This window comes from Shewanella sp. KJ2020, from assembly GCF_024197625.1.
In the GTDB taxonomy this organism is placed as follows: Bacteria; Pseudomonadota; Gammaproteobacteria; order Enterobacterales; family Shewanellaceae; genus Shewanella.
The window spans coordinates 317,980-343,152 of record NZ_JAKUKD010000015.1 but is presented as its reverse complement, the minus strand read 5'-3'; the positions used below and the strand labels follow the sequence as shown (position 1 = coordinate 343,152).

Here is a 25,173-nt window from a genome sequence, read left to right as displayed (position 1 = left end):
AAATGCCTAATAAACAAGTTATTGCGAATTTTTTGTCTGCCACTTTCGCCAAGTGAGGATAAGCAAAAAGGCAATTAGCAGGCTCACTATCGCCCATGTGGGATATTTATGTTGATGATAAAACGCCAGCATTGGGGCGATTTCATCGCGGATTAACACTGGGCCTAAACCAAACAATGTGACCCAAATGCTGGTGGCGAGGATATTACCAACTACAAATTGCCGAAAGGGCATTTTCGCTAGGCCACAGCCGATAAACATAAATTGTTTTAATCCTTCAATAAAACGGCTAAGCACTAAGGCCACAATGCCATATTGGCCGATAATGCCGTGGATTTTGTCTTCGAGTTGCGGCTTTATCCAGCCTTTTTTAAGCAGCACATCGCCAAAACGCCAGCCGATCAAATACCCCAAACTATTGCCGGTTAAGGCGCCACAGGCCGCAATCATCAATACCAGCGGCAGTGACATTTGCCCTGTAGCGGCTAATAGGCTGGCGACAATCAGCAGAGACTGCCCCGGTGCAGGAATACCAAATCCTTCAAGAGCGATGGCGATAAATAGCAGCAGATAACCGTATTGCTGCAACCAAGGTGTCATTTCGGTGATGAGATGTTGTAGAACTTCGGGCATGGGATAAAGACAATATTGACGCTAGATTGGGCAATCATACTCGCCACACTAAACCTCTGGATAGGTTTATGGGCAAAGTTTCATCTAGGATTTTTAGCGCTAAAGCGGCAAGCCTAATGGTGAATATGGCGGGAATAAAAAAGGGCGAACTGAGTTCGGCCCTCAATATTTATTATCGTGCTTAAGCGAATGCGGCTTGCAGTTGTGGCACAACTTGTTTCTTACGACTTAATACGCCGTCTAACCACACTTTGCCATCGACAGGAGTCTTGCCATAGGCGCGATTGATCAAGTCGGCATCGTCAGAAACCACTAACAGTTCTGAGCCTTCTTTCATGATGTCAGTCAGCAGTAGCAATACGCTGTGGCGGTTACCTTCCACTTTTAGTGCTTTGATATCGGCTTCTAATCCAGCTTTGATATCATCAAATACTGACAGATCAATGACTTCTAACTGGCCGATACCCACTAAGTTACCGTTCATATTGAAGTCTTTAAAGTCGCGCATAACCAGATCGCGTGCTGGTGTGCCTTCAACGGCAGATTTGACTTTGAACATTTCCATGCCCAGCGCTTTAAAATCCTCAATACCGGCGATTTCGGCTAAGGCTTCAACGCAGCGAATGTCGGCTGTGGTGCAAGTCGGTGATTTGAAAATCACGGTATCGCTGAGGATGGCGCACATCATAATGCCAGCGATGTTTTTAGGGATAGCCACTTGGTAGAAGTCATACATCATCTTGATAACAGTGTTGCTGCAACCGACTGGGCGGATCCAACATTCTAATGGTGTATCTGTGGTCAGATCGCCAAGTTTGTGGTGATCGACAATCCCGACGATCGTTGCCTTAGCGATATCGTCCGGCGCTTGGGTCAGCTCTGAATGGTCAACGATATACACTTGCTCGCCAGCGTAGCTGGTTTTGTATTCTGGCGCTTCAAAGCCGAAACGCTCTAAAATAAAAGCAGTTTCTGGCGATAACTCACCTAAACGTGCGGCAATGGCTTCTTCACCGATTTGGTTTTTTAAATAGGCTAACGCGATAGCACCGCAGATTGAATCAGAATCGGGGATCTTGTGACCGACAACGTAAATAGGCATTTCAGGGACTCTCCTTTAAATTTATGGCAATTTTAACAATATTTGACCCGATTCGGAAATAGCCAAAGCGCATATCACTGCGCCCTTAAGTCGCTATTAGGCTAAAAATACTGAGCTTAGGTTCGGCAAGTATTGTTTCAGGCTTAAATCTTGACTTTTATGACGACTTTACGCACCGCAGTGGCAATATCGCCCGTGCCCGGCATATGCATATCGCCGGGGAAAAAGATCGCAAACATGCCTGCTTTGAGTTTGATATACGAGGCATTGGCTCTGTTTGACTCATAATCGAACTCGGCGTAGTCGTGTTTTTCAAAGTAGGGTTTTGATGGCGTCTGGCCGGCTAAGGGTAGATAACCAAACTCTTCCTCACCGCTGAACACATATTGTACATCGATATATTTCTGATGAACTTCAAAGGGTTCTGTCGATCTGTGTTTAGTGTGGTAGTCATTGACTATCACAAAAATATTGTCGCCATCGAGGGGATAATTACCCACGGGCAATTGGCTAAAATCTGTGGTCGCTAGGTGCGTTAAGGCTGTGGCTAGGCGTGGGTTTAAGGATTGATAAATATCACGATTAGCTAAAGTGTCGACGATCATAGGTTACTCAATATGAAGACGTGAACGGTGAGAATAGACAAGATTATAAGCAGATCTCGATCGTTTACACACGGGAATTAGCGATAAACCCCCGCAGCGACTAAGCATCGGCTTATGCCTGAAGGCGGTTCTGCGGTTTATGGGTGGCGGTTGTCGTGGTTTAATGGGGTATTTTCATCGAGATTGGACTCGTTTAAAGGACTGCAGATTTGTCAGCATTACGCTTTCTCGCCGCATCCGGTGGCCCTAAATGGCTGGGTATCGCAGGGCTTGATAAGTATCTTTTTACGGAATTTTTTAAAGACAGACAAACGCCGCTATACACCTTTGGGGCATCCTCCGGCGCCTGGCGTTTAGCCTGTTTGGCACAGCAAGATCCACTAAAAGCCTACGCGCGTTTAGAGGATTATTATATTGGTCAGCGTTATGAAACCATGCCGACTCCGCAGGAGGTAAGCGAGCAGGTTAAGGGGATAGTTCGAGGCATTCTTGGCGAAACGGGTGGGCGCGAGATAGTCAACCATGCTTATATTCACAGTCACTTAATTGCATGCCGTGCTAAGCACATAAATTGTTTTAGCCATAAACTGCCACTGGCGACAGGTCTTGCTATCGCGGCGGCAACTAATTTATTCAGCCGCAAAACCTTAGGCTGGCATTTTGAGCGTGTGGTGTTTAGCCAACAAGTTGCGGCATCGCCTTTTTTACAACTTAAGGATTTACCTAGTCAGCAAGCGCAACTCACCGAGACTAATATGGATGCGGTGATGTTGGCTACGGGGTCAATTCCACTGGTGCTTGCGCCTGTATCTCAGATTGATGGCGTGGCCGCTGGGCAATACTACGATGGCGGCATTACCGACTATCACTTCGATTTGCCGCTATCCCATGCCACCGGATTAACCCTGTATCCGCATTTTTATCCCCATATGAGCCCAGGATGGTTTGATAAGTCGTTAACTTGGCGCCATGCTCACGCCAATTATCATAACGCCTTAGTGCTGGCGCCAACGGCGGAGTTTGTCGCGTCGCTACCCTTTGGCAAAATCCCCGACCGCGAGGACTTTAAGCAATTAGATACGGCGCAGCGCATCAAATATTGGCGAACCTCAGTCGCCTTGAGTGAGCGCCTAGCCGAGGAGTTTGCCGAAGTGTTCGCGAAGGGGAATTTGATGGAAAGGCTAGAGCATTTTTAGGCCTGCGAGCGGACAGTACACAAAATTCTTTTTTGTACTCAGCGGCTTTAGGAAGGAAATAATTTCTCCTGCTACACTCTAAGTTAATAGGGAATACGAGCGAGCGGATGGCCGTTTCCTTCTATTTGAGGGCAGGAGGTTGCTATGCAAACACGAGAAATGGCGTTACTTATGCGCGATGCCTTGTTACTGCCACAGGGAAGGATTGAAGTCCGCGTGGTCGAACCTGGGCATCTACGAATGGTCGCGGATGTGTTAAAAGGTCGATACGATTTGGCCTTTGCGGCAATGAGGCCGCGGGGCAGCCCTCCCTGTTATCCCACCGCCACCCAATGCGATATTATCGATTTTAACCAGCTTGAAGATGACTCCCTCAGCATAGTGCTCGAAGGGCGGCAGCGCGTCAGTATACTTTCGGCGGCACAGGCTAAGGATAAACTGTGGATGGCGCGCACTTTACCTTGTCGTAACTGGCAGGAAGAGCCCATTCAAGGCGAGTTCGAATTGATCAGCGCTGCACTGGAGCAATTCTATGAAGTAAACCCGGATTTGCTCGAACTCTACTCCCAAGTGCATTTAGAGGATGCCGCTTGGGTTAGTCAGCGCTGGCTAGAGGTTTTACCTATGTATAACAAGGATAAACTCTTACTCGTAAACCAACCCGACTGTCATAAAACCATGGATTTTGTGCTGCAACTGATCAAGTCCCATGTGGACTGAAAAACCGCATAGGGGCTAGAATAGCGGCTATATTTGGCCGCTATTTTTCTATATGACTCAAACCGCCCGCGCAGCTCAGCCTTCCTATGTGGTCCTTCCTCGGGAAATCACCGATAAATCAACCGTGTTTGCCTTTCTCGCGAGCCATTTTGCCCGTATGGGAGAAGAGGTATGGCGGCAACGGATCCTCGATGGCAAAGTGCATTGGCAGGATGGCAGTGTGATTACATTAGACACGGCATATCGGCCTACGGCGCGGGTCTATTATTACCGTGAAGTGCCAGTGGAAACTCAGGTCCCCTTCGAAGAGCAGATCCTCTTTCAGGATGAAAATGTCATCTTGGCCTACAAACCCCATTTTTTACCTGTGACCCCAAGCGGTAACTATGTCAATGAGTGCCTAGTGCACAGATTAAGATTACGCACAGGTATCGAGACGATCGCGCCAGCCCACAGATTAGATCGTGAAACCGCAGGAGTGATCCTGATGACCACGCGGCCACAAACCCGGCATCTATACCACCAACTCTTTGTCGACGATGCTATCCGTAAAGACTATCAAGCGATGGCCAAACTGACCCCCGATATTATCGAGCGATATCGAAAGGGCTGTCTGTCGTTGCCACTGCATTGGACGGTGAAAAACCGTATGCAGCCGAGTGAACCGAGTTTTATTATGCAAGTGGTTGAAGGGGAAGCGAATACCCACTCTGAGATCAGTTTGGTGGCAATCGAGGGGGATGTAGGCTTATTCCACCTAAGCCCGATTACGGGAAAGACCCACCAGTTGCGCGTGCATATGCTCAGTCTCGGTATGCCATTATTAAATGACAGATTTTATCCAACTTTATTACCTAAAGGGCCGGATAACTTTGCCACACCCCTGAAGCTGATGGCGCAGCGTTTACGTTTTATCGACCCTGTGAGCGGGATTCACCATGATATTCAATGTGAAGGATTTACGCTTGTTTAGGAGGCTCGAATAGGGTTTCACTCATATCGCCATGTAAAACGGCGATTTTTGTCGGCGCACCATTGTCTGCCAAGGTCAAGATGCCGATACCACTTCGATTGACTAGACGTTGGCTTCGCTCGCCATTGGGGCGTCTCCCCCGGATCAACAGGCGTTTGCGTTTCGTCAGTAGGTTTAACGGTGAAAAATGGCCATAAAACCAACCGTTGAGCTTGTCGAAAAGTGGCAGTAACTTTTCAGGAAATTGGTTTTTAATCCCGCTGCAGGTAATTTGATAAATATTTGGGCTGCTACGGCGAAAGCGAATGCTGATGTCGTAGGCAAAGGAGTAGTGCACATCCCCCGAGAGGATCACAAATTCCTCTGGGGTTTTACGGTGCATAAAAATACTCAGTAGGCTGTTAGCGGCGCCCGGGTGGGCCATCCAGTTTTCGGCATCCACTAATAGGGATGCTCCCATCAACGTGGCTGTGCGCTGCACCGCTTCAATTAATTTGACCCCAAACATAGGTGCCGGTGAGACAATAATGACCTTAGACTGGCCGAGCAACTCCTGTTGTAAATCCATTAGGGCTTCCCAATCCATTAGCCCAGAGGGTTTAGCCAAATTGGATTCACTGCGCCAGCGGCGGGTGCGGATATCGAGCACGACGAGTTTGGGAGAGGTGTCTAGGGTGTAATGCCATTGCTCAAATTGCAGCAGTTTATCGATAAGTTCATCCTGTAGTTTGGCCTGCGGCTGCTTAAAAAAAGCATCCAATAGAGGCCTTACCTCTTTAGAAAACTTATCCGGTGCATTGCCTAGTCCTTGAAATAAAACATAGCCAATCAAAGCATTGCCAATAATACGCTTCGAAAATGCATGCTCGTATGCGGCTTGCTCCCATTTGGCGGTGAGGTTCCAATCGTCCGTGATGTCATGGTCGTCAAACATCATATAAACCGGAATGTGCGCCATAAAACGCCTGACTTGTTTCAGCCCCGCTTTAAAGGCGAGTAAGTGTTGCCATTCCTTGCGCCAGCGTGCGCTATTGGCGGGTGTTAAACCTTCGATATCCTTGGGCAGTTCGACTAAATCCCATAGCTCGGGTGACCAAGTAAGTAAATACAGGGCGATCATTTCACTCAGGCTGACTAAGTGATTTTCGGCGATGGATGAAGTGAAAATCGGATGATTGCGATACCAACGCCAGAGTGCGGTTTTGGCAGGATACTGGGTATGGGGCAGCAGGTTTTTATGCCGCTGATATAGTTCCATCGGTTGGTAGCGAATGTCTTGGCTGCCTTGGATATTCGCCCCTTCAAATAACTCATGGTTAAGACCGAGTAGTGTGATCACTTGGCCGATCGCACATAGCATGGGGCCTGCAACATCATCCACATAGACCTGATCGCCACTGAGCATAATCAAGGCTGGGCGCTCGTCTAAATTGCTGTCATCTAAATTGCTGTCGATTATCTGTGATAATCGTGCATCTGCGGCGACTAAGGCATCGTCACTATGGTGATGGGGATTACGGCAAGAGCCATGGTAAATATGGGTTAATTGGGGCGTGAAACGCAGGTTTGGCGTATCGGCTTGGCCGTAGTTCAGCTCGCTTAGGTGGGCAAAAATATCCCCATGCTGGCTGGCCAACACTCGGTAGCTTGTGACGCTATTGGGCGTGAGCAACTCGGAGCGCGACAGGGTAATAAGGTATTGATGGGCATGCTGTCCGAGTGGCACATAATGCAAATCAGTATCTTGCAACGGATATTCTTGCTCACCTAAGTGTAATTTAAGCTCAGTCAAAGGCTCGCTGCTAACAAACCACAGGGTAAAATGCGAGGCATCGCAGTGGCGCAGCATTGGCCCCGCCAATATTAAGGGAAGTGTTGAACTCAAATTCAGCCTTTCTTATATGGGATTAACTTTTATGGGATTAACTTCGGCAAACAAGAGTAAACAAGTGCGTTGAATATGAAAAGCTTTTAGAATCATAAGCCAAATTTCAGCGCGAATGGTGATGGCATATGGCGAAGATCATGGTAACGGGGGCGACTGGGCTACTCGGCAGGGCTGTCATAAAACAGCTTGAATTAACAGGGCATGAGGTTGTCGCCACGGGTTTTAGTCGCGCCAGTGATAGCGTGCATAGGCTCGATCTTACCCTCCCTAATGCAGTCGCCGACTTTGTCTCCCACCACAGTCCTCAAGTGATTGTCCACTGTGCCGCAGAACGCCGCCCCGATGTCTCGGAGCAAAATCCGCAGGCGGCCTTGGCGCTGAATTTATCCGCCAGTCAAGCTTTAGCTCAGGCTGCCAAAGCTAATCATGCGTGGCTTATTTATATTTCCACCGACTATGTTTTTGATGGCACACAACCAAAATATGCCGAAGATGCCGCGACCCACCCCGTTAATTTTTACGGCGAGTCAAAGCGTAGGGGCGAAGAAATAGTGTTAAATACTAGCCCCGATTTTGCGGTGCTGCGCTTGCCAATCCTCTATGGCCAAGTCGAAAAACTCAGTGAGTCTGCGGTGTTAGTACTGATCCAGCTGCTGATGGATAAGCGCCCGCAGGGGATCGATAATTGGGCGGTGCGCAGCCCGACCTCAACCGCCGATATTGCCAATGCCATAGATAAACTGATTGCACAGCATATTGAGCGCTCAATTGTTCAGGGGATTTATCACTTTAGCGCCGCAGAGACTATGACTAAGTATCAAATGCTGCTGACCCTAGGGGAGATTTTACAACTCAGTACGGCGCACCTAACGCCTGAATCTACGCCGACGGATAGCGCCAAAAGGCCGAGGGATTGTACTTTAAGTTGTGCTCGTTTAGCGGCGCTCGGTATTCGCTCTGACATTCATTTCGCCACTGGCGTGCGCCAAGCATTAACGCAATCGAGTGGTGCACTTGCCGCACTTGGACTCACTCTGTAGGAATGGCTATGACTAAGATATTAGGCACCAGTCTGCAGGCCGCCGACCAAGTTGCATTGTTACGAACCTTAGGCCTATTGCTGCAAATTGGCTTGACTACGTTTGCCGCCGATACCTTTGGCCTTAGCCTGCAAATGGAGCCATTAGTCCATGTGCTTGTGCTGGAAATCCTATTCCTATCACTCACACTGGCATTGCGTAAACCTTTGTTTGCCAAAGAGAGTGGCCTCTTTATTGCCCTCAGTCTAGACACTTTATTTTGGATATCTTGGTTGCACTTTTCCGGTGGCGCCACCAATGCGTTTATCTCGTTACTATTGCTGCCCATCGCGCTTGCTGCAGTGACTTTACCTATATGGGCTCCTTGGGCGCTGACGGCTATTTCAACCTTAGCCTACAGTCTGATGATCTTTACCGTGCCCGAATCGCCGATGCAGCACCATGGCATGGACATGAGTTCCCACTATTTGGGCATGTGGTTTAATTTTGTGATTTCAGCTTTGGTGATGACAACCAGCGTGGCGTTAATCACTAAACGTATGCGCCGGCAGGATGCGCAATTGGCATTTATGCGCGAGGGGCAATTGCGGCAGGAACAACTGTTGGCATTGGGTACCGCCTCGGCGCAAATGGCGCATCAATTGGCCACGCCGCTATCCACCTTAAGGCTATTACTCGATGAAGTGAAAGAGGAAAGTGGCGATGCTTCAGCGTTAGTAGAAGAGATGGAAACTGCCCTAGGGCGCTGCGAGCATACGCTTGCCGAATTGCGTTTAGCCACCGAATCGATTCGTGATCGCCGCCAACGCCCATTGTTATTCGGTGAGTTGATTGATGGGCTTAAGCAGAAAACACTGCTGTTGATGCCGCAAACTGAGATCCAGTGGTTGATGACCTGCACTGCCGAAAAACTCGCCGAGCGCAGCATTTTAACCGATATGAGCTTAACCCCAGCGATCATGGCGTTGATTGAGAATGCTGCCCGCGCGAGCACCGAAACCCTAGGGACGGCGCAGGTGGATATCAGTGTGGATATAGCACCAAGTGAAGATCAGATCTATCTGCAGATCCGCGATTATGGCGCCGGTATCGCCCCCGCTTTATTGCCGCAACTGGGCACGTTATTAATCGAGAGTCCCAAGGGTCTAGGCATAGCCCTGTTGCTCAGCCATGCGAGTTTAAACCGACTGGGCGCGGAGCTTATCTTGGCTAATCATCCCCAAGGAGGCACAGTGGCACAGATCCGTTTTTCAGTGTTAGGGCCGCAGAGTCAGACTACCGATGAGGCAAGCGTATGAAAGGGCTACTGATTATCGAAGATGACCAAGCACTGGCAAATATCTTGGCGCGAAGGCTGAGTCGCCACGGCTTTGAATGTCGTTTAATCCACGATGCCAGTGATGCTCTGCTGGTGGCGCGGGAATTTCGCCCAAGCCATATTTTGCTCGATATGAAACTTGCCGAGGCGAATGGGCTAGGGCTCATTGTGCCACTGCGTAATCTGTTGCCCAAGGTGACTATGGTCTTGCTCACAGGTTACGCCAGTATTGCCACTGCGGTAGAAGCCATTCGCCTGGGCGCCGATAACTATTTGGCTAAGCCCGTGGATACCCAAACTCTGCTTGCAGCATTGGATATGGATAGTCATTCCCATACACTTCAAGAAGATGAAGTCGATGACTCGCCACTTAACCCTAAGCGTTTAGAGTGGGAACATATTCAGCAAGTGCTCAATGCCAATCAAGGCAATGTGTCGGCCACCGCCCGCCAACTCGGTATGCACCGCCGCACCTTGCAGCGTAAGTTATTAAAGAAACCTGTGGGTGAAGGCGGGCTGGTAAAATAAAGCCGTTTGGCGGCAATTTTTATAACTCATTAAATAATCTATTTTTTATCATTAGAATGACGATAGTGTTAAGAGTCACCAAAGGGCTACAGGAGTCAGTAGTATGCGAAAGTATGATGGAATCGAAGTGCGTTATCGAAGCCCTGAAACCGATTTGGCCAAAAGTTTACAAGTGATTGATAATCTATTGGGATTTGCGCCCGAGCCGCAGCAGTTAGATTTTGATTTATCCTTTTGGGCGGGCGGATCTGGGGTATACGATAAGTTGGTGATCTCATGCTCCGCGACACCCGAACAGTGGCAAATACTAAAACAAAAACTGGATTTATATTCCCCCGAAGATGCTTTAGCACGGGACGATTGGCGTGATGACTTTATCTGGTTAGTCGCCGACGATGAGGTATGCAGCGATATTTTGGCCGCATCGGCGCAGTTTATTAACGACAATAAAGCGCCCTTCCAAGATGCATGCCTTGACTCCCATACCCTCTATTTTAGCGACATGAGCGATGTGAACGGTTGGACCGCGGTATGGGGCCAAGGGAGTCGATTAAATTATGCGTATTTTTGCCAGGGTTAGCGCTTATCAAGAGACCATGTCAATCCAGCGATAATACACTCTATGTTATGGCCCTAATTTGCCGTTTTTAACAAGCTCATTGCGGCCGGAATACTGTCAATACCGCACTCTTGTAGCGTTTCATTTATACCTTCTGAAAATTTTACTTGGTGTTGTCGTACAACATGGTAAATCTGAAAACACATAACGATATCGCTTTCTGATAATCCTTTGTTTTTATAGGCAACGGCAGATAGATAGCAGCGGACCATAAAACAGTCTAGTACGAGTAAGCGGAATGCTACCCAAGGTTGCTGAGTATCTATAAATGGAAAGTGATTATGATAAATCGAGTATAAAATGTATCGGTCAAAGAGATCGGGATGATTAACAAGAGCAGGCATAGCATACTCATCCCATGCATTATTTAATGCGTCAATTTGATAGTCATTTTGTTCATTGCACAATAAGGCAATCGCTTCATTTAGTGACGTAAATCGAGGTCTTAAACTTCTAGAATGGGACTTGCATAATTGGTCGTGTACCGAGAGAAAAGCCCGCATTTGAGGTTGCGGTGTGTAGGGAATTTTTTGATATTGCTCCGTTATCAATTTTGACTCTGCAAATAATTTGAGTTGTTGAAAGCGTTTATCTATCTCTGATATTGGCAGTTCATCTTGGCGAACTTGGTCACTGACTTTAATTAAAAAACCAATTGCCATTAGTGCCTGTTGCCAATCTAGCCCCAAATTAATTAACAGATCTAGGCTGTATTCATAGGTCTTTTCTAACCAAAGGGGACTTGGCGATGACTGTCGTTTTATTCCACTTGTGTTTACATCAAATTGAAAAGCATCTTGGTTAAATAACACTAAGCGAGCGACTTCAGGGCACGATAGCGATAGGCTCTCATATTTAGTCCCGCCAAAAATATTATGGGTCCGTGGATAGGTTCGGCAGGTGTCACTAAGGGCTTTTTCCCCCGCTTTTGCATGAATATTACAAAGCTTATGCTCATTGACAAATGGGCATGTTCCTTGGGGATTGAGTTTTATTTGTGCCCAACGATCGGCATCTGTTTTTATTTCAACAAACGCTATTTTTGCAATTGCCGCCAGTTGAGGATTTTTAATGGTATTTTTATAGCTCTTTTTATCGAAAGTGATCGTCCAATCGCTACAGCAACTGTCTTCGCATGCAGCACCTATGCAATTGAACAGCGTTACATAGCTTGGTTTTATGATGAGGTTATCCATTGGGCTATTGATTCTTTCTAATGTTCACTAAACATAAAGGTAACAAATCAATGTAGTTTGCGCCATTTGAGATTAAGCGTTTTGGAATTTAACTCGCTAAATAATAGAGATTAATTATCTGGTCATCAGCGCTAAATTGCCGTTGTGACTCTCGAATATTGGGAGTCGCTAAGTCGTTATAGCCGTTCAAGGTGGGCTAAATGCTGCTCCGCCGTGGCCAATATCGCCTGTTTAACCGAATCCTCGGTTTTATCCCAAGTGCGGTAAAGCATGGCGATGCGCGGATTGTGGGACAGCTGTGCGCGGTGTTTATCCATAAAGCGCCAATATAGGCTATTTAACGGGCAGGCTGATTCGCCGCTGCGGGCGTTAATCTGATAATGGCATCCGGAGCAATAGTCGCTCATTTTATTGATATAACTGCCGCTCGCGGCATAGGGTTTAGTGCCGACAATACCGCCATCGGCAAATAGCGCCATGCCGCGAGTATTGGGCATTTCGACCCATTCAATCGCATCCACATACACGCCTAAGTACCATTTATCCACCTCATCGGGGGCGATTTCGGTCAATAGACAAAAGTTGCCAATCACCATCAAGCGTTGAATATGATGGGCATAGGCAAAATCCAGTGATTGAGATAAAGCATGATGCAGGCAATTCATGGAAGTTTTGCCATCCCAAAAGTAGTTGGGCAGCCTGCGTGCGGCCTCGAGGGCATTAATGCCGGCGTATCCGGGCATATTCGCCCAATAGATGCCTCGCACATATTCACGCCAGCCGAGGATTTGCCGAACAAAACCTTCGACTTGGGCTATCTCGATTTTTGGGTTGGCATGATAGTGCTCAATCACCGCATTAATCACTTCTAATGGGCTGATAAGTTTTGCGTTTAGGCTAAAGGAAAGCCGACTATGGTACAGACTCCACTGCGCCGGATGTTGCTGGGTCATCGCATCTTGAAAACGGCCAAAGGCGGGTAGGCAATATTCACAAAAATGCCTAAGCAGCTCTAGGCTTTGTGCGCGGTTTATCGGCCAAAGTAAATGCGTATCCGCCTTCCCCATAGTATTAATCCCATGGCGTTTAAGGCGGGTGAGAATCTCTTCCACATTGTGGCCAAATATCAAGGGTGTAGGTAATGATTTAATATCTTGGGATTTAAGCTTTTGCCTATTGCTTGCATCAAAATTCCATTGTCCACCGGCAGGTTTTCCATCCTCCATTAAGATATTGAATCTTTTGCGCATTCGCCGATAAAAATGCTCCATCAGCCTGTGCTGCCCCTGGGGAAACTCCCTATCAATCTCACCAAAGGGTAATAAAAAGTGCTCGGTATCGACGCAGTTCACTACGGCATTAGCCAACTTTAGCTGGCTTAATTGCGCGAGTAGTCGATATTCGTCAGGCCGTTGATATTCAAACTTCATCGCACCCGTTTCGGCGATATAGTGTTGGAGCAAGGCATTAAGATCGGCAAAGTCTTGGGTATCGTCGAGGGTGAGGTAACGCACTTGATGCCCAGCAGCGCAAAGCTCGCTGGCAAACTGCGCCATGGCGCTGAAAAACGCACAAATTTTTTGCACATGGTGCGTCACATAAGTGTTTTCTTGATGCAATTCTGCGATTAAATACAGCACCTTAGGATCGACTTGCTGATACCAAGTATGCTCGGCGTTAAGCTGATCGCCTAAAATTAGCCTAACCGTATGGAAGTGCTGTAATTGCCGCTGTGATTGCTGCCGTAATTGCATTAGGTGGACTCTGGTGAATGATCTTTGCAATTGGGATTACGATGATATGGGGTGGTGGGATCAGCTAAAAGGGTATTTTAGCTGTCGTTACTGCAATGCGTTGAGCGCAAACCATGCTTAGGTTATCTACAGTTTGGCGATTTAGAGCCACTCATAATTTTGAGGGATAAAACCCCGACCCTTATCTTTAATCGGGAGATTTATTAAAGCAAAGTCGTGGGGCTTCACCCCACACCCGACCAAGGAGGACTGCTCGTCCTATCAAAAACGTCCATGTTAAACTACCAGCTCGATATCCCTATCTCGCGCTCAAAACGGCCGTTGGCCTTCGCCCTTGGATGCTCCAAGACGCCCCTAACGGAGTTGAAAGCCCCTTGGGCATTTAGCGTCCTTATGCTATCGCGTCAGACGCTCGTCCCTGATTCGACTGACGCTATCTCGGCATCTGATAGGCAGGATGCCTGAATGTCGTGAAGTGCATGGTCAATGATGTTCCATACATCATTCTGACATTTCCCATTTCCCTATGGGTCTGATGCACGAGAACGACCATGCCTCGCTCACGCAACGAACACAAATGCCCAGCGGCAACTCCGAGGGGGGTGAACTTCTGTAGGGGCAGTGTCGGCTGTTAATCCCATAAGAGTTATGCCTGTCTCATCTTTTCTTGAGATGACCATATGTCCGATCTTTTCAATTTTTCATGTTATCTGTTTTATTCCTTTTTCCCCGTAAACCCAGCTAATGCCAGCCAACGTGAAAACCAGTTTGGTTGCATTTCTTGATAACGTATATATTTTTGTTCAATTTCCTTAAGATTCTTAATAAAAATACCAGAGTCTGCAAAATAGTTAGGAAAGGCTTCTTTTAGATTATTTATGGAAGACGATGATACTAAAGCGACAACAAAGCTTGGATTTTTTGCTGCTTCTTTTTCAAGAATTAAATAATTTTTCGCTGCCTCAGAGAATAAATCATCAGGGTAGTTCCATACATTTACTGTACTCTTTGAAAAGTCAACTCTTATCAAGTTATAACTATCATCAACGATTTCCATTTGCTCTTCTATTGTTTTTAATGAGTTAGCAAAAGCATGGAATTTTTTATAAATATCCAATTTTTTTATATAAGAAACAGTCAACATCAATGACTCAAAAACATCTTCTTGAGTTCTTTCTTCTATTTTGCTGAACTCATTGCTTGCAAGCTTAAAGAATTCTAACCATTCTTTTTCACCTTTATTACTTTTTAAGCTTTGGTTAGTGAAAAGGTCTACAATTTCAATCGCTGTTGCCCATGAATGTTGAATAGTACTTCTTAACTGGATTTCGACTGGATAGTCAACACCATTATCTTCGTCTTTATATTTTCCGATTAGATGAATACCTCTATAGCCATCCTCTTTGGGGTTTTCAATATAATCAGTAACCTTAAACATTCTATTTTTATTTAACTCCCTACGTAATTTATAGACATTTTTTGTAGTTGCTAATATTGCTCGGCAACCTGCAATATCCTGCATATTTCTCAGTTTCATTCCATCGAAACGTTTTAGCTTATTTATAATTGATGGTGTTCGTTTTAATCTGGATACAACAATATGCTTTTTATCAATTTTATCACAAGCTAATTGAATAACATTTGACATGTGCTTGAGCGCATTTACATGACTGGATCTCCAGTTTGAAAGGATCTCCATGCTTTCCTTGTATCCATTAGGATCATCATTAATGATGTTATCAATAATTAGCTTTTCACCTGCTCTTTGAACCGCTTTCTTTGAATAAATCAACTTACAATGTTCCATTTGGTCAGCCTCTTTCTCAAGGTAAGCCATACTTCTTTTAAGTGTATTCAAATTTACTCCATCTATATTTTTAATGCTTAAATTTACTGAAAAGCAACTAAAAGTACATTACCCGAACTTCTTATGAAACCTAAACCGTAATTGGCTGGGAACTTGAACGAAATAAGTAAATAATTATTACATATCAGTATTTTAGTGTCCATTGTGATGAGTTTTCAACAATTTTCCATGCAGTAAAAGTGAGACTTTACCGAAAGTTCGGGATAACACCAAATCCTAAGGAATGCACCATCCCCTCGGAGTTGCCGCAGGGCATTTGCGTTCGTTGCGTGAGCGAGGCATGGATGCCGAGATAGCGTCAGTCGAATCAGGGACGAGCGTCTGACGCGGTAGCATAAGAACGCTTAATGCCCAAGGGGCTTTCAACTCCGTTAGGGGCGTCTTGGAGCATCCAAGGAGGATAGGACGAGCAGTCCTCCTTGGTCGGGTGTGGGGTGAAGCCCCACGACTTTGATCCAAACGAAGTTTGGACAATTGTTAGTCTTGCCTCCTAAGACTTATTCTTAAGAAAATAACTACTCAATTCAAACACAGTTTTCGAAGCAAACAAAAAAGGCGCCTAAGCGCCTTTTTCAATTTAGGTTGAGGGTAACCCCCTAACCACAGCAGAGCTGATTAAACAATCAGATCATACTCATCTTTGAGTATCTTAATAATATCTGCCTTTGGATTCGCTGGCAGCGGGATCGCCGCGCCAGTCACCTTCTCGGCGATGCCGGTATAAGTGCGTGACACTTGCATCATGGCCTCAAGTGGTAGGTCATTATCGCGGGCTAGGGCCTCACGCTCTGGCATTCTGTCTTTGTTGAGCAGAATATCAGGATCTGGGAAATGATTTAACAGGAACTGACGGAAGCCTTCCTTAGAGTTTTCAAGGATTTTACCATCGCGGTAGGCGGCGCCGTCCCAAATGCGGGATGAATCTGGGGTGCCCACTTCATCCATATAAATCAGTTTTGAATTGCCATCTTTGTCGGTGACATAACCAAACTCAAATTTAGTGTCCACAAACACTTGGTCAATGTCGGCCAGCGCTTTTGAAATCACTTTAAAGCCATCTTTTAATAGCTTTTCGTACAGATCGATATCTTCTAACTTTTCAAAGCCAAAGGCTTGGTAGTTGGCTTCGATATCGCTGCGGCTGATGTTGACGTCGTCCTGCGCCGGCACACCCGGAATACCGGTTAAAATACCCTTAGTCGATGGGGTGATTAACAAATCAGGCAGCTTTTGATCTTTCTCTAAGCCTTCTGGCAGTGTGATACCACAGAATACGCGCTCGCCCTTAGAGTAGGCGCGCCACATGGAGCCGGTAATGTATTGGCGGCAAATGGCCTCGACTTTAATCGGGCGGGCTTTTTGGACTATCCAAACAAACGGATGCGGAATATCTAAAATATGGCTGTCGGCTAGGCCGTTTTCAGCAAATAACTTAAACCAATGATTAGAAATGGCATTTAATGCCGCGCCTTTACCGGGAATGCCTTTGAGACCACCTTCACCGTGGAAGATGCAATCGAAGGCGGAGATGCGATCGCTAATCACCATAATGGCGAGTGGCGTATCTTCGGGCACATTGTAGCCCTTGGTTTTGATTAAACGGCGGCTGTCGGCGTCGGTTAGCCAGTAAACGCTACGTACCTTGCCGCTATGGACTGGGCTGTCGGTGCGGATAGGCAAATCGTTGTTTACGGCTAATACGGAATCAGCAAGACTCATGACGAGTATTCCTTAGGATAGAGAGTGTAGGGATAAGGTTTTTATAGGTATCGGTTTGCACTAGGGCCATGCTTCGAGCGAGCGCCTTGTTTAGTACAACCTTTTTATTATTTACCAAAGGCTTACCATTTAACAGGGAAAGTCCATTGGTAGGGTTTGATGTTAAATCTTGAACAGCAAAAATTTTGTTTTCGGGCGGTGTTTGAATGGTGTTTGTTGGAGATAAGGCAAGGGATGAAACAAACGCAGGGCAAGGTTGGCACCACAGTGAAAGTGGTCTGCTAAAGCGGGCTGGGCCCGTGCCATTTTGCTCGAAAATGCTAACCATTAATCCGAGAGAACCTTGTTCTAGACTGCCGCGAAAAAGTGCCGACATTCTACCGTTTTTGACGAAATTTACCATGGCTATTTGTGCGACGCAGTGGACAAAATTCTAAGGTTTATTGATGATGGCGCAATTGGCCGTTGAATAATGTCTGTGGAATTATGGCATTGGGATCATTTTATCAAGGGGTAGGTAATGGCATTTAGGATTGGCCAAAGGGCGGCACCACAGGGTAGCCATTTTTTATCTGAACAGTTTAGTGGCTTATCCGAGAATGCGCAGGAGTGGCAGGGCATCGAGTTTGAGGATTGCGAGTTTGTCGATTGTCATTTTAGCGAGAGCACTTTCCGTAAGTGTCAGTTTATCGAGTGCCGCTTTGTGCGTTGTAACTTGAGCTTAGTGAAAGTGCCCCAATGCCAGTTTAACGCCGTTGAATTTGCCGAATGTAAGTTAGTCGGTATCGACTGGACCCGCGCCGCATGGCCGCGTTTATCCTTTGCCGCGCCCTTTTCTTTTAAGCAATGCATACTCAATGACAGCTCATTTATGGGCCTGTTGCTCGATGAAATTATCATCGAAGAGTGCAAGGCCCATGATGTCGATTTTCGCGAGGGCAGCTTTAATCGAGCCAATTTCACCTACACGGATTTTAGCCATAGTCTGTTTGGCCGAACGCAGTTATTAGGAGCAGATTTCAGCGAGGCCACCAATTACGATATCGACATTTTTAACAATAAAATCAAAGGTGCTAAGTTTAGCCGTGACGAAGCGATTAGTTTGCTTAACGGCTTAGAGATCACGCTAGTCGATTAAGCTGCGATATGGCCAACCTCTCTTTGATAACTTTTTAGATTTTTTTAAGATCGTTTTTTATCTCAAAATTCAGGCGGGTTTATCCCCAAATGGCTCGCCAATTCTATTGATCCTATTCACGATTTTTTAGAACATTTTTAACTTTTAGTTGCCGCAGATCACACTCAACTTGCCTATGTGGTTTACCACAATATCCGCCTACTCATTAAGAGATAACAATCACTCCGGAACAGCAAAATGCCAGCGTTTCTTTAGGCATTGGCATTAATAACTAAAAACCTGTGAGCAAATTTAGTGTTTCACCGCAGTGGTGACCCAAAGCCTAAGTTTGCGTGTGCCAATTGGCGCATAAGGGTGGATGAGCGTGATGGAGGTAACCATGATTGAGCTTAATAGGCGAACCTTTTTAAAGGGAGCAGGGGCGAGCGGGGCAACCTGCGCTTTAGCCAGTCTGCTGCCGGGCAGCTTAGCGGCATTAGAGAATAAGCAGCTAAAGGGTATGGGCAAAGACATTGCCAGTATTTGCGAGATGTGTTCGACCCGTTGCCCGATTTCGGCGCGGGTGATTGAGGGTAAAAACGTCTTCATTAGTGGCAACAAGGCCGCTAAATCCTTTGGCGGTAAAGTGTGCGCCCGTGGCGGTGCAGGCCATAGTTTATTGTACGATCCACAGCGTATTGTTAAACCCTTAAAGCGGGTCGGTGAGCGCGGCGAGGGCAAATGGGCAGAGATTAGCTGGGATGAAGCTTATCAACTGATTGCTGATAATCTCACTAAAATCAAGCAAGCTCACGGCCCAGAGGCCGTGGCATTCTCGTCAAAATCGGGCTCACAGGAAAAGCATCTATTCCATCTAGCGACCGCCTTTGGTAGCCCAAATACCTTTACCCACGCGTCGACGTGCCCCGGTGGTTATGAAATTGCCGCAAAAGCCATTTTTGGCACTAAGGTGAAACGCGATTTAAGTAACTCTAAATACATCATTAACTTCGGCCATAACCTGTACGAAGGCATTAACATGTCTGAAACTCGCGGCATGATGACGGCGCAAATGGATAAAGGCGCCAAGCTGGTGGTGTTCGAGCCAAGATTCTCTGTGGTTGCCGATAAAGCCGATGAATGGTACGCGATTCGTCCTGGCACCGATGTAGCCGTCGCCTTGGCGTTATGCCATGTATTGATTGAAGATAATCTTTACGACAAGGCCTTTGTCGCGCGTTATGTGGAAGGTTTTGAAGCCTTTGCCGCCGAAGTGAAAGCCTATACCCCTGAATGGGCTGAAACCATCTCCGATGTACCTGCCAAGGACATTCGCCGCATCGCCCACGAATATGCCGCGAAAGCGCCCCATGCCGTGGTCGATTTTGGTCACAGAGCCACCTTTACCACCGAAGAGTTTGAGATGCGCCGCGCCCTGTACGCCGCCAACGTCTTGATTGGTAACATTGAGCGTAAGGGCGGGATTTATATCGGCCAGAAACCCGGTGATTATAACAAGCTCGCCGGTGAAAATGTGGCCCCCGTGCTGGGTAAGCCCGGCGTAAAAGATATGCCAAAGCCTGCGGCAAAACGTATCGACCAAGTGGAAGAGCAATACGCCATGATGTGGTCTGCGGGAGGGGTTTACCAAACCATTCTCGATGCCACCTTAAGCGCTGTGCCCTACCAGTTACACGGCTGGGTGATGTCCCGCACTAACCCAATGCAAACCATGACCGACAGGGCGCGCGTTGTTGAAGCGATGAAAAAGCTCGACTTTATCGCCGTGTGTGATGTGTATATCAGCGAAACCGCCGCCTATGCCGACGTGATTTTACCTGAGTCGACTTATCTTGAACGTGATGAAGAAATCGCTGACAAGTCAGGTAAAAACCCTGCCTACTATGTGCGCCAACGGGTCGTTGAAACCTTAGGTGATACACGTCCTTCATGGCAAATCTTTAAAGATATCGGCCATAAACTAGGGCTAAGTGAATTCTACCCTTGGGATAACATGGAAACCCTGCAAATGCTGCAGGTAAACCGCGACACAGAGCTGCTGCGCCGCATCAAAGACGAAGGTTTTGTCAGCTTCGGTAAGCCGATTATGTTGCGCGAACCTAAGATGGTGGCCGAATTTACCAAGGCCTATGCCAGTGCCAAACCTGCGGATGAAGACGGCACCTACGGTAGCTTACTCAGCTTTAAAACCCCGAGCGGCAAGATTGAATTGACCTCCGCGAAAGTGGAAGCCATGGCACCGGGCCGTGGGGTGATCAAGTTCCGCGAAGTGAATCTTAAAAAAGCAGATGAGCTGTACTTTATCCAAGGCAAAGTGGCGGTGCACACCAATGGCGCCACCCACAATGTGCCTATGCTCGCTAACCTGATGTCGGATAACGCTGTGTGGGTTCACCCCGTCACTGCGGGCAAATTAGGGATCAGTAATGGCGACCCAATCCGCCTCACCAGCAGTGTTGGCACAGAAGAAGGCCATGCCTTAGTCACGCCGGGCATTCGCCAAGATACTGTGTTTGCTTATATGGGCTTTGGTTCTAAAAACAAAGAGTTGGTTAGAGCGACAGGCAAAGGTATCCACTGCGGAAACTTACTGCCCCACGTTACCGCACCTGTGTGTGGCATGACGGTACACACCACTGGCGTCACGCTGGCAAAACGCTAATTGGAGGCTCAAATGACGAAAAGATATGTGATGGTGCACGATGAGAACAAGTGCATCGGCTGCCAAGCTTGTAACGTGGCGTGTCGCAGTGAAAATGGCGTACCAGAAGGGGTGACCCGTTTGCAGGTGAGAGTCGAAGGGCCCTATGGCGAAATGCCCAATCTGCACTTTAAATACCACAGGGTATCTTGTCAGCAGTGTGAAGATGCGCCTTGCGTTAAGGTGTGCCCAACGGGCGCAGCCTATGTGGGTGAAGATGGCATTATCTCTATCCATACCGAGAAGTGTGTCGGCTGTATGTACTGCGTGGCGGCATGTCCCTACAAAGTGCGCTTTATGAACCCAGAAACCAAGGCGGCGGATAAGTGTAACTTCTGTAAGGATACGCGTTTAGCACGGGGCGAAGAGCCTGCCTGTGTGACTGTGTGTCCAACCGATGCGCTTGTGTTTGGCGATGCCAATGATCCTAAGAGTGAAGTGGCCATCATGCTCAATACCAAAATCACTTACCAAGATAAAACCCATTTGGGCACTAAACCTAGGGTGTATCGCGTTCCTACCAAAAGAGGGGGGATTTGATTATGAACAATACTTGGGGCGATATGGCGCAATATGATCCCGTCACTTGGCACTGGGTCATCGCCGTTTACCTGTTTATGGCGGGGTTATCCGCGGGCAGTTTATTAATTGGCATTGGTTTGCGCTGGGCGAATAAGGAGCTCAGCGCGGGAGCCGAAAGCAGTATTCTTAAGGCGGCAGCCATTATTGGGCCTGTGGCAATTAGCTTAGGTCTAGTTTGTTTAGTGTTTGACTTAACTAAGCCATTCCATTTCTGGTTAATCTTGATTAACTATAACTTCCAGTCTGTGATGGCAATCGGGGTGTTGGCGCTGCTGGCGTATTCTCCCTTGGCCTTTGCATACGCCATTATTGTGCTGCGGGATGACTTACCAAAATGGGGTTTGGGTTTCTTAACGCCTATCGCTAAGTTACTTATGCCATTTAGAAAGCTAATGGAAGTATTGTTGTTTGTCCTCGCCATTGGCGTAGGGGCTTACACTGGCTTCTTAATTTCGGCGATGAATGCTTATCCTATGCTCAACACTGCGGTACTGCCTGCGCTGTTTTTAGTGTCAGGTCTATCGGCGGGCGCTGCGGCAAATGCGGTACTGGCACTCTTGTTGTTTAAGACCGATAGCCACGACAAGACCTTAGCCAAAATGCATGGCTTAGAATTGCCAGTGATGGCAATCGAAATCATGTTCCTGTTTATGTTGTTCTGCGCCTTGTACTTTAAGGGCGGCGCGGCGGCTGCGGCCTTAGCATCGTTAACTTCTGGGTTATGGGCAAGCGTGTTCTGGATAGGCGTTGTCGGAATTGGCTTTGGTATTCCGTTGCTGTTTATGCTACTACCCGCCGCGACTCGCCACACTAAGGGCGCGATGATTATGGTGGCCTGTGCGAGCTTAACGGGCGTACTCGCCTTAAGACACTTTATTGTGTATGCGGGCCAAAGCTACTTAAGCTAACGTATTGATGCTAGAGCAATAAGTATCACTTAAATGCGATTAAGTGATGCTCGAATGGATGACAGCTCGTATCCACAGCAACAAAAAGCACCGTTAAACGGTGCTTTTTTTATGGCTGCGATTGGTTGCAATTGGCAGGAGGTTATTGCGGTAATAACTCAATCACTGATTTGACCGTGAGCACTAAGGCGCTGATAGCGCAGAGGGCTAAGGTCGCCATCTTGGTCTTATGTTTATCCACATTTCCCACCAGTTTGCCCGCCACGAGATAGCCTAAAAAGACCGAGGGCAATAGCATTAGCGACAGCCAAAAGTGCTTGATTTCGAGTAGGCCCGTCACCCCAAGAATCGCCAAGGCAATGGTCGAACTAAAGATAAAGAAGGCCGATAGTGCGGCACGAAATTGCGAGGCATCTTTACCCGATAATAAAATTGCCATCGGCGGCCCACCAATAGCGGCAATATTGCCAAAAATCCCCGAGACGACACCCGCGCCGAAGAGGGTTTTCTTATTTACCGGCAGGCTGAATTTATACAGGCTGAGGATAACTGCGACAGTCACAATGGCGGCAATCGCAAGGCCAAGGATAGCTTGAGGTGCAAATAGCAATAGGCTTGCGCCGATAAAACCGCCGGGCACGCGACCTAGGAGCGCATATTGCAAGCCATTGAATTCTAAGTGGCCGCGCTCACGCAATAGGGTGAGTAGCGCGATGGAAAATCCCATCACAATTACGGGGGCGGGCACTAATTGGGGATCGACAATATAGAGTAAAGGGCTGGCAACCACGGCAAGGCCAAAGCCAATCAGACTCTGGGTGAGGGCCCCTAAAAACACAATCACAGACGCGATGGCAAGCGTTTGTGGATCTATCAAGGAAAACATAGGATTCCATCAAAACAAAATAGGGATCGTTACTTTAGCCCACCACAGTGGATGAGCATTAACGATCCCTAATAATTAGTTACGGCAGGATTATGGACGCCTGAGCGTTACTCCATGTCTTCCCACTCTATTCCCATTTCGTCCATCAGGCGTTTAGCTTCTGCTGGAATACTGTCGGGGCAGTCCTTTGAGAGGTCGGCATCATCAGGCAATGGCTGGCCTGTATAGGCATGCAAGAATGCCTCACACAACAGCTCGCTGTTGGTGGCGTGACGCAAATTATTGACCTGACGACGAGTACGTTCGTCCGTGAGGACCTTAAGCACCTTGAGCGGAATAGACACAGTAATTTTTTTTACTTGTTCATTCTTCTTGCCATGTTCAGCATAGGGGCTGATGTATTCCCCATTCCATTCAGTCATTGACTCACCTGTTATAACGCTAAATTCGGGGCAGATTTTAAACCCTTACAAACAACAGTCAAATTATTGCTACTATTTCTTGGGGATTGCAAACAGATTTCTTTATGTTTAGACGTCTAAACGTCTTAACGCCTATTGACGATAGGGTTGGGCTTAGGTACATTTAGACGTCCAGACATCTCTATCAGTCTACCGAATTTAGGAGTCCACCCATGGCAGAGCGTCAATTAGCCACACTGGCAGTGCGTCAGGGTATCGAAAGCGATACTCAATATGGCGCAGTTGTGCCACCGATTTATTTGTCGACTAATTACGCCTTCGATGGTCATAAAAATCCCCGCGAATTTGATTACAGCCGTTCAGGCAATCCAACTCGCTGCATTTTAGGTGAAGCATTAGCCCAATTAGAAAAGGGCGCGACTGGCATAGTGACCTGCACTGGCATGGCGGCCATTACCTTAGTGGCGACTTTGCTTGGCCCCGATGATCTATTGGTCGTGCCCCACGATTGTTACGGCGGTTCCTACCGTTTATTTACCAACTTGGCGAAGAAAGGCCAGTTTAAGCTGATTGTGGTCGATCAAACCGACAGCCAAGCGTTAGCCGCCGCTATCGCGCAGAATCCTAAGATGGTGTGGCTCGAAACCCCATCGAACCCGTTATTGCGTGTGGTGGATATCGAAGCCATTGCCAAGGCGAGCCATGAGGTCGGCGCACTGGTGGTGGTTGATAACACCTTTTTATCGCCGATATTGCAACAACCCCTATTGTTAGGCGCGGATATCGTTATCCACTCCACTACTAAATATATCAATGGTCACAGCGATGTGGTTGGCGGCGCTGTGGTCGCCAAAGATGCACAAATCGGTGAAAGCTTACATTGGTGGTCGAACACTCTAGGTTTAACGGGCTCAGCATTTGATAGTTACTTAACCCTGCGCGGCCTACGCACTCTCGCTGTGCGCATTCGCGAGCATCAAGCCAATGCCCAGCGCATTGTTGAGGTATTAACCCAAAGCCCTGTGGTGAGTAAAGTTTATTACCCAGGGCTTGCGGATCATCCAGGTCACGCGATTGCCGCCAAGCAACAGAAGGGCTTTGGCGCTATGCTGAGTTTTGAGCTTAAGGGCGGCGAGGCCGAAGTGGTGGCCTTTTTAGGTGCACTCAGCTTATTTAGCGTGGCGGAAAGTTTAGGTGGCGTCGAAAGTTTAGTGGCCGTGCCCGCCACTATGACCCACAGAGCCATGGAGCCGCAGGCGCGCTTCGAGGCGGGCATTAAGGACACCCTATTACGTTTATCGGTGGGTATTGAAGATGCCGCCGATTTAGTTGCAGATATTCAAGCAGGATTAGCCGCCGCTGCGGCTTGTCAGTAGAG

21 protein-coding genes and 1 pseudogene are annotated in these 25,173 nt (G+C 47.4%); 12 read left to right on the top strand and 10 right to left on the bottom strand.

Annotation, left to right across the window (positions count from 1 at the left end; genetic code table 11):
- Positions 1–18 precede the first annotated feature (18 nt).
- The 3 genes from MJO46_RS10525 to MJO46_RS10515 form a co-directional block, all read right to left on the bottom strand.
- Positions 19–633 (bottom strand): DedA family protein, encoded by a 615-nt coding sequence (locus MJO46_RS10525; protein ID WP_253989268.1) that lies wholly within the window; start codon positions 631–633, stop codon positions 19–21.
- A 181-nt stretch (positions 634–814) separates the two neighbouring features.
- Positions 815–1,735, bottom strand: a complete 921-nt coding sequence (locus MJO46_RS10520) for a manganese-dependent inorganic pyrophosphatase (RefSeq protein WP_253989267.1) — start codon at positions 1,733–1,735, stop codon at positions 815–817.
- A gap of 143 nt (positions 1,736–1,878) precedes the next feature.
- Complete coding sequence (locus tag MJO46_RS10515; protein WP_253989266.1) at positions 1,879–2,340, bottom strand: YhcH/YjgK/YiaL family protein; 462 nt, start codon at positions 2,338–2,340, stop codon at positions 1,879–1,881.
- A gap of 227 nt (positions 2,341–2,567) precedes the next feature.
- Here MJO46_RS10515 and MJO46_RS10510 point away from each other — a divergent pair.
- The 3 genes and pseudogenes from MJO46_RS10510 to MJO46_RS10500 form a co-directional block, all read left to right on the top strand.
- Positions 2,568–3,536, top strand: a pseudogene (locus tag MJO46_RS10510) (alpha/beta hydrolase); the annotation flags it as partial.
- Positions 3,537–3,680: 144 nt separating this feature from the next.
- Positions 3,681–4,256: an LON peptidase substrate-binding domain-containing protein gene (locus MJO46_RS10505; protein ID WP_253989264.1), complete on the top strand. Its 576-nt coding sequence runs from the start codon at positions 3,681–3,683 to the stop codon at positions 4,254–4,256.
- Positions 4,257–4,308: 52 nt separating this feature from the next.
- Entirely contained in the window at positions 4,309–5,229 is a 921-nt protein-coding gene (locus tag MJO46_RS10500; protein WP_253989263.1) for a pseudouridine synthase, read from the top strand.
- Here the strand turns inward: MJO46_RS10500 and MJO46_RS10495 are convergent.
- Positions 5,216–7,078: an alkaline phosphatase D family protein gene (locus MJO46_RS10495; protein WP_253989295.1), complete on the bottom strand. Its 1,863-nt coding sequence runs from the start codon at positions 7,076–7,078 to the stop codon at positions 5,216–5,218. The genes MJO46_RS10500 and MJO46_RS10495 overlap by 14 nt on opposite strands.
- A 164-nt stretch (positions 7,079–7,242) precedes the next feature.
- On the opposite strand from MJO46_RS10495, the gene MJO46_RS10490 reads away from it, so the two are divergent.
- The 4 genes from MJO46_RS10490 (at position 7,243) to MJO46_RS10475 (ending at position 10,583) form a co-directional block, all read left to right on the top strand.
- A complete protein-coding gene (locus MJO46_RS10490) occupies positions 7,243–8,157 on the top strand; it encodes an SDR family oxidoreductase (RefSeq protein WP_253989262.1) in 915 nt (304 codons plus the stop codon).
- A gap of 8 nt (positions 8,158–8,165) precedes the next feature.
- Positions 8,166–9,455, top strand: a complete 1,290-nt coding sequence (locus tag MJO46_RS10485; protein WP_253989261.1) for a sensor histidine kinase KdpD — start codon at positions 8,166–8,168, stop codon at positions 9,453–9,455.
- Complete coding sequence (locus MJO46_RS10480) at positions 9,452–10,003, top strand: response regulator transcription factor (protein ID WP_253989260.1); 552 nt, start codon at positions 9,452–9,454, stop codon at positions 10,001–10,003. The genes MJO46_RS10485 and MJO46_RS10480 overlap by 4 nt, the downstream gene beginning before the upstream one ends.
- A gap of 103 nt (positions 10,004–10,106) precedes the next feature.
- The gene (locus tag MJO46_RS10475; RefSeq protein ID WP_253989259.1) at positions 10,107–10,583 is read left to right on the top strand and encodes a hypothetical protein; all 477 of its coding nucleotides are present in this window, start codon (positions 10,107–10,109) and stop codon (positions 10,581–10,583) included.
- Positions 10,584–10,636: 53 nt separating this feature from the next.
- On the opposite strand, the gene fliB is transcribed toward MJO46_RS10475, so the two are convergent.
- From fliB to MJO46_RS10455, 4 genes are all read right to left on the bottom strand, one after another.
- Positions 10,637–11,818 carry a flagellin lysine-N-methylase gene (fliB, locus tag MJO46_RS10470; RefSeq protein WP_253989258.1) on the bottom strand — a complete coding sequence of 394 codons (1,182 nt, stop codon included), beginning with the start codon at positions 11,816–11,818 and terminating at the stop codon, positions 10,637–10,639.
- A 176-nt stretch (positions 11,819–11,994) separates the two neighbouring features.
- On the bottom strand, positions 11,995–13,572 hold the full coding sequence (locus MJO46_RS10465; protein ID WP_253989257.1) for a cryptochrome/photolyase family protein: 1,578 nt from the start codon (positions 13,570–13,572) through the stop codon (positions 11,995–11,997).
- A gap of 715 nt (positions 13,573–14,287) precedes the next feature.
- Positions 14,288–15,430 carry a RelA/SpoT domain-containing protein gene (locus MJO46_RS10460; RefSeq protein WP_253989256.1) on the bottom strand — a complete coding sequence of 381 codons (1,143 nt, stop codon included), beginning with the start codon at positions 15,428–15,430 and terminating at the stop codon, positions 14,288–14,290.
- Positions 15,431–16,054: 624 nt separating this feature from the next.
- On the bottom strand, positions 16,055–17,158 hold the full coding sequence (locus tag MJO46_RS10455) for a phosphoribosylaminoimidazolesuccinocarboxamide synthase (RefSeq protein ID WP_253989255.1): 1,104 nt from the start codon (positions 17,156–17,158) through the stop codon (positions 16,055–16,057).
- 520 nt (positions 17,159–17,678) lie between these two features.
- Between MJO46_RS10455 and MJO46_RS10450 the strand changes: the two genes are divergently transcribed.
- The 4 genes from MJO46_RS10450 to nrfD all read left to right on the top strand — a co-directional run bounded on the left by MJO46_RS10450 (position 17,679) and on the right by nrfD (position 22,487).
- Positions 17,679–18,296: a pentapeptide repeat-containing protein gene (locus MJO46_RS10450; RefSeq protein WP_253989254.1), complete on the top strand. Its 618-nt coding sequence runs from the start codon at positions 17,679–17,681 to the stop codon at positions 18,294–18,296.
- A 379-nt stretch (positions 18,297–18,675) separates the two neighbouring features.
- The gene (gene phsA, locus MJO46_RS10445; RefSeq protein WP_253989253.1) at positions 18,676–20,958 is read left to right on the top strand and encodes a thiosulfate reductase PhsA; all 2,283 of its coding nucleotides are present in this window, start codon (positions 18,676–18,678) and stop codon (positions 20,956–20,958) included.
- Positions 20,959–20,970: 12 nt separating this feature from the next.
- Complete coding sequence (locus MJO46_RS10440) at positions 20,971–21,537, top strand: 4Fe-4S dicluster domain-containing protein (protein ID WP_253989252.1); 567 nt, start codon at positions 20,971–20,973, stop codon at positions 21,535–21,537.
- 2 nt (positions 21,538–21,539) lie between these two features.
- Positions 21,540–22,487, top strand: a complete 948-nt coding sequence (gene nrfD, locus MJO46_RS10435) for an NrfD/PsrC family molybdoenzyme membrane anchor subunit (RefSeq protein ID WP_253989251.1) — start codon at positions 21,540–21,542, stop codon at positions 22,485–22,487.
- Positions 22,488–22,629: 142 nt separating this feature from the next.
- Here nrfD and MJO46_RS10430 read toward each other — a convergent pair whose 3' ends face one another.
- A complete protein-coding gene (locus MJO46_RS10430) occupies positions 22,630–23,373 on the bottom strand; it encodes a sulfite exporter TauE/SafE family protein (RefSeq protein WP_253989250.1) in 744 nt (247 codons plus the stop codon).
- A gap of 107 nt (positions 23,374–23,480) precedes the next feature.
- The gene (gene metJ, locus MJO46_RS10425) at positions 23,481–23,795 is read right to left on the bottom strand and encodes a met regulon transcriptional regulator MetJ (RefSeq protein ID WP_198782166.1); all 315 of its coding nucleotides are present in this window, start codon (positions 23,793–23,795) and stop codon (positions 23,481–23,483) included.
- A gap of 212 nt (positions 23,796–24,007) precedes the next feature.
- Here metJ and metB point away from each other — a divergent pair, with 212 nt between their 5' ends.
- Positions 24,008–25,171 (top strand): cystathionine gamma-synthase, encoded by a 1,164-nt coding sequence (metB, locus tag MJO46_RS10420; RefSeq protein ID WP_253989249.1) that lies wholly within the window; start codon positions 24,008–24,010, stop codon positions 25,169–25,171.
- The last annotated feature ends 2 nt before the right edge of the window (positions 25,172–25,173 follow it).

Bases quoted from the DNA above. Each gene is read 5' to 3' on its own strand.
- metB (WP_253989249.1), top strand. From the start codon at position 24,008: ATGGCAGAGCGTCAATTAGCCACACTGGCAGTGCGTCAGGGTATCGAA.
- MJO46_RS10440 (WP_253989252.1), top strand. From the start codon at position 20,971: ATGACGAAAAGATATGTGATGGTGCACGATGAGAACAAGTGCATCGGC.
- phsA (WP_253989253.1), top strand. From the start codon at position 18,676: ATGATTGAGCTTAATAGGCGAACCTTTTTAAAGGGAGCAGGGGCGAGC.
- MJO46_RS10505 (WP_253989264.1), top strand. From the start codon at position 3,681: ATGCAAACACGAGAAATGGCGTTACTTATGCGCGATGCCTTGTTACTG.
- MJO46_RS10485 (WP_253989261.1), top strand. From the start codon at position 8,166: ATGACTAAGATATTAGGCACCAGTCTGCAGGCCGCCGACCAAGTTGCA.
- MJO46_RS10515 (WP_253989266.1), bottom strand. From the start codon at position 2,340: ATGATCGTCGACACTTTAGCTAATCGTGATATTTATCAATCCTTAAAC.
- MJO46_RS10520 (WP_253989267.1), bottom strand. From the start codon at position 1,735: ATGCCTATTTACGTTGTCGGTCACAAGATCCCCGATTCTGATTCAATC.
- metJ (WP_198782166.1), bottom strand. From the start codon at position 23,795: ATGACTGAATGGAATGGGGAATACATCAGCCCCTATGCTGAACATGGC.
- MJO46_RS10495 (WP_253989295.1), bottom strand. From the start codon at position 7,078: ATGCTGCGCCACTGCGATGCCTCGCATTTTACCCTGTGGTTTGTTAGC.
- MJO46_RS10455 (WP_253989255.1), bottom strand. From the start codon at position 17,158: ATGAGTCTTGCTGATTCCGTATTAGCCGTAAACAACGATTTGCCTATC.
- MJO46_RS10450 (WP_253989254.1), top strand. From the start codon at position 17,679: ATGGCATTTAGGATTGGCCAAAGGGCGGCACCACAGGGTAGCCATTTT.
- MJO46_RS10475 (WP_253989259.1), top strand. From the start codon at position 10,107: ATGCGAAAGTATGATGGAATCGAAGTGCGTTATCGAAGCCCTGAAACC.
- MJO46_RS10465 (WP_253989257.1), bottom strand. From the start codon at position 13,572: ATGCAATTACGGCAGCAATCACAGCGGCAATTACAGCACTTCCATACG.
- fliB (WP_253989258.1), bottom strand. From the start codon at position 11,818: ATGGATAACCTCATCATAAAACCAAGCTATGTAACGCTGTTCAATTGC.
- MJO46_RS10480 (WP_253989260.1), top strand. From the start codon at position 9,452: ATGAAAGGGCTACTGATTATCGAAGATGACCAAGCACTGGCAAATATC.
- MJO46_RS10525 (WP_253989268.1), bottom strand. From the start codon at position 633: ATGCCCGAAGTTCTACAACATCTCATCACCGAAATGACACCTTGGTTG.
- MJO46_RS10430 (WP_253989250.1), bottom strand. From the start codon at position 23,373: ATGTTTTCCTTGATAGATCCACAAACGCTTGCCATCGCGTCTGTGATT.
- MJO46_RS10500 (WP_253989263.1), top strand. From the start codon at position 4,309: ATGACTCAAACCGCCCGCGCAGCTCAGCCTTCCTATGTGGTCCTTCCT.
- MJO46_RS10490 (WP_253989262.1), top strand. From the start codon at position 7,243: ATGGCGAAGATCATGGTAACGGGGGCGACTGGGCTACTCGGCAGGGCT.
- nrfD (WP_253989251.1), top strand. From the start codon at position 21,540: ATGAACAATACTTGGGGCGATATGGCGCAATATGATCCCGTCACTTGG.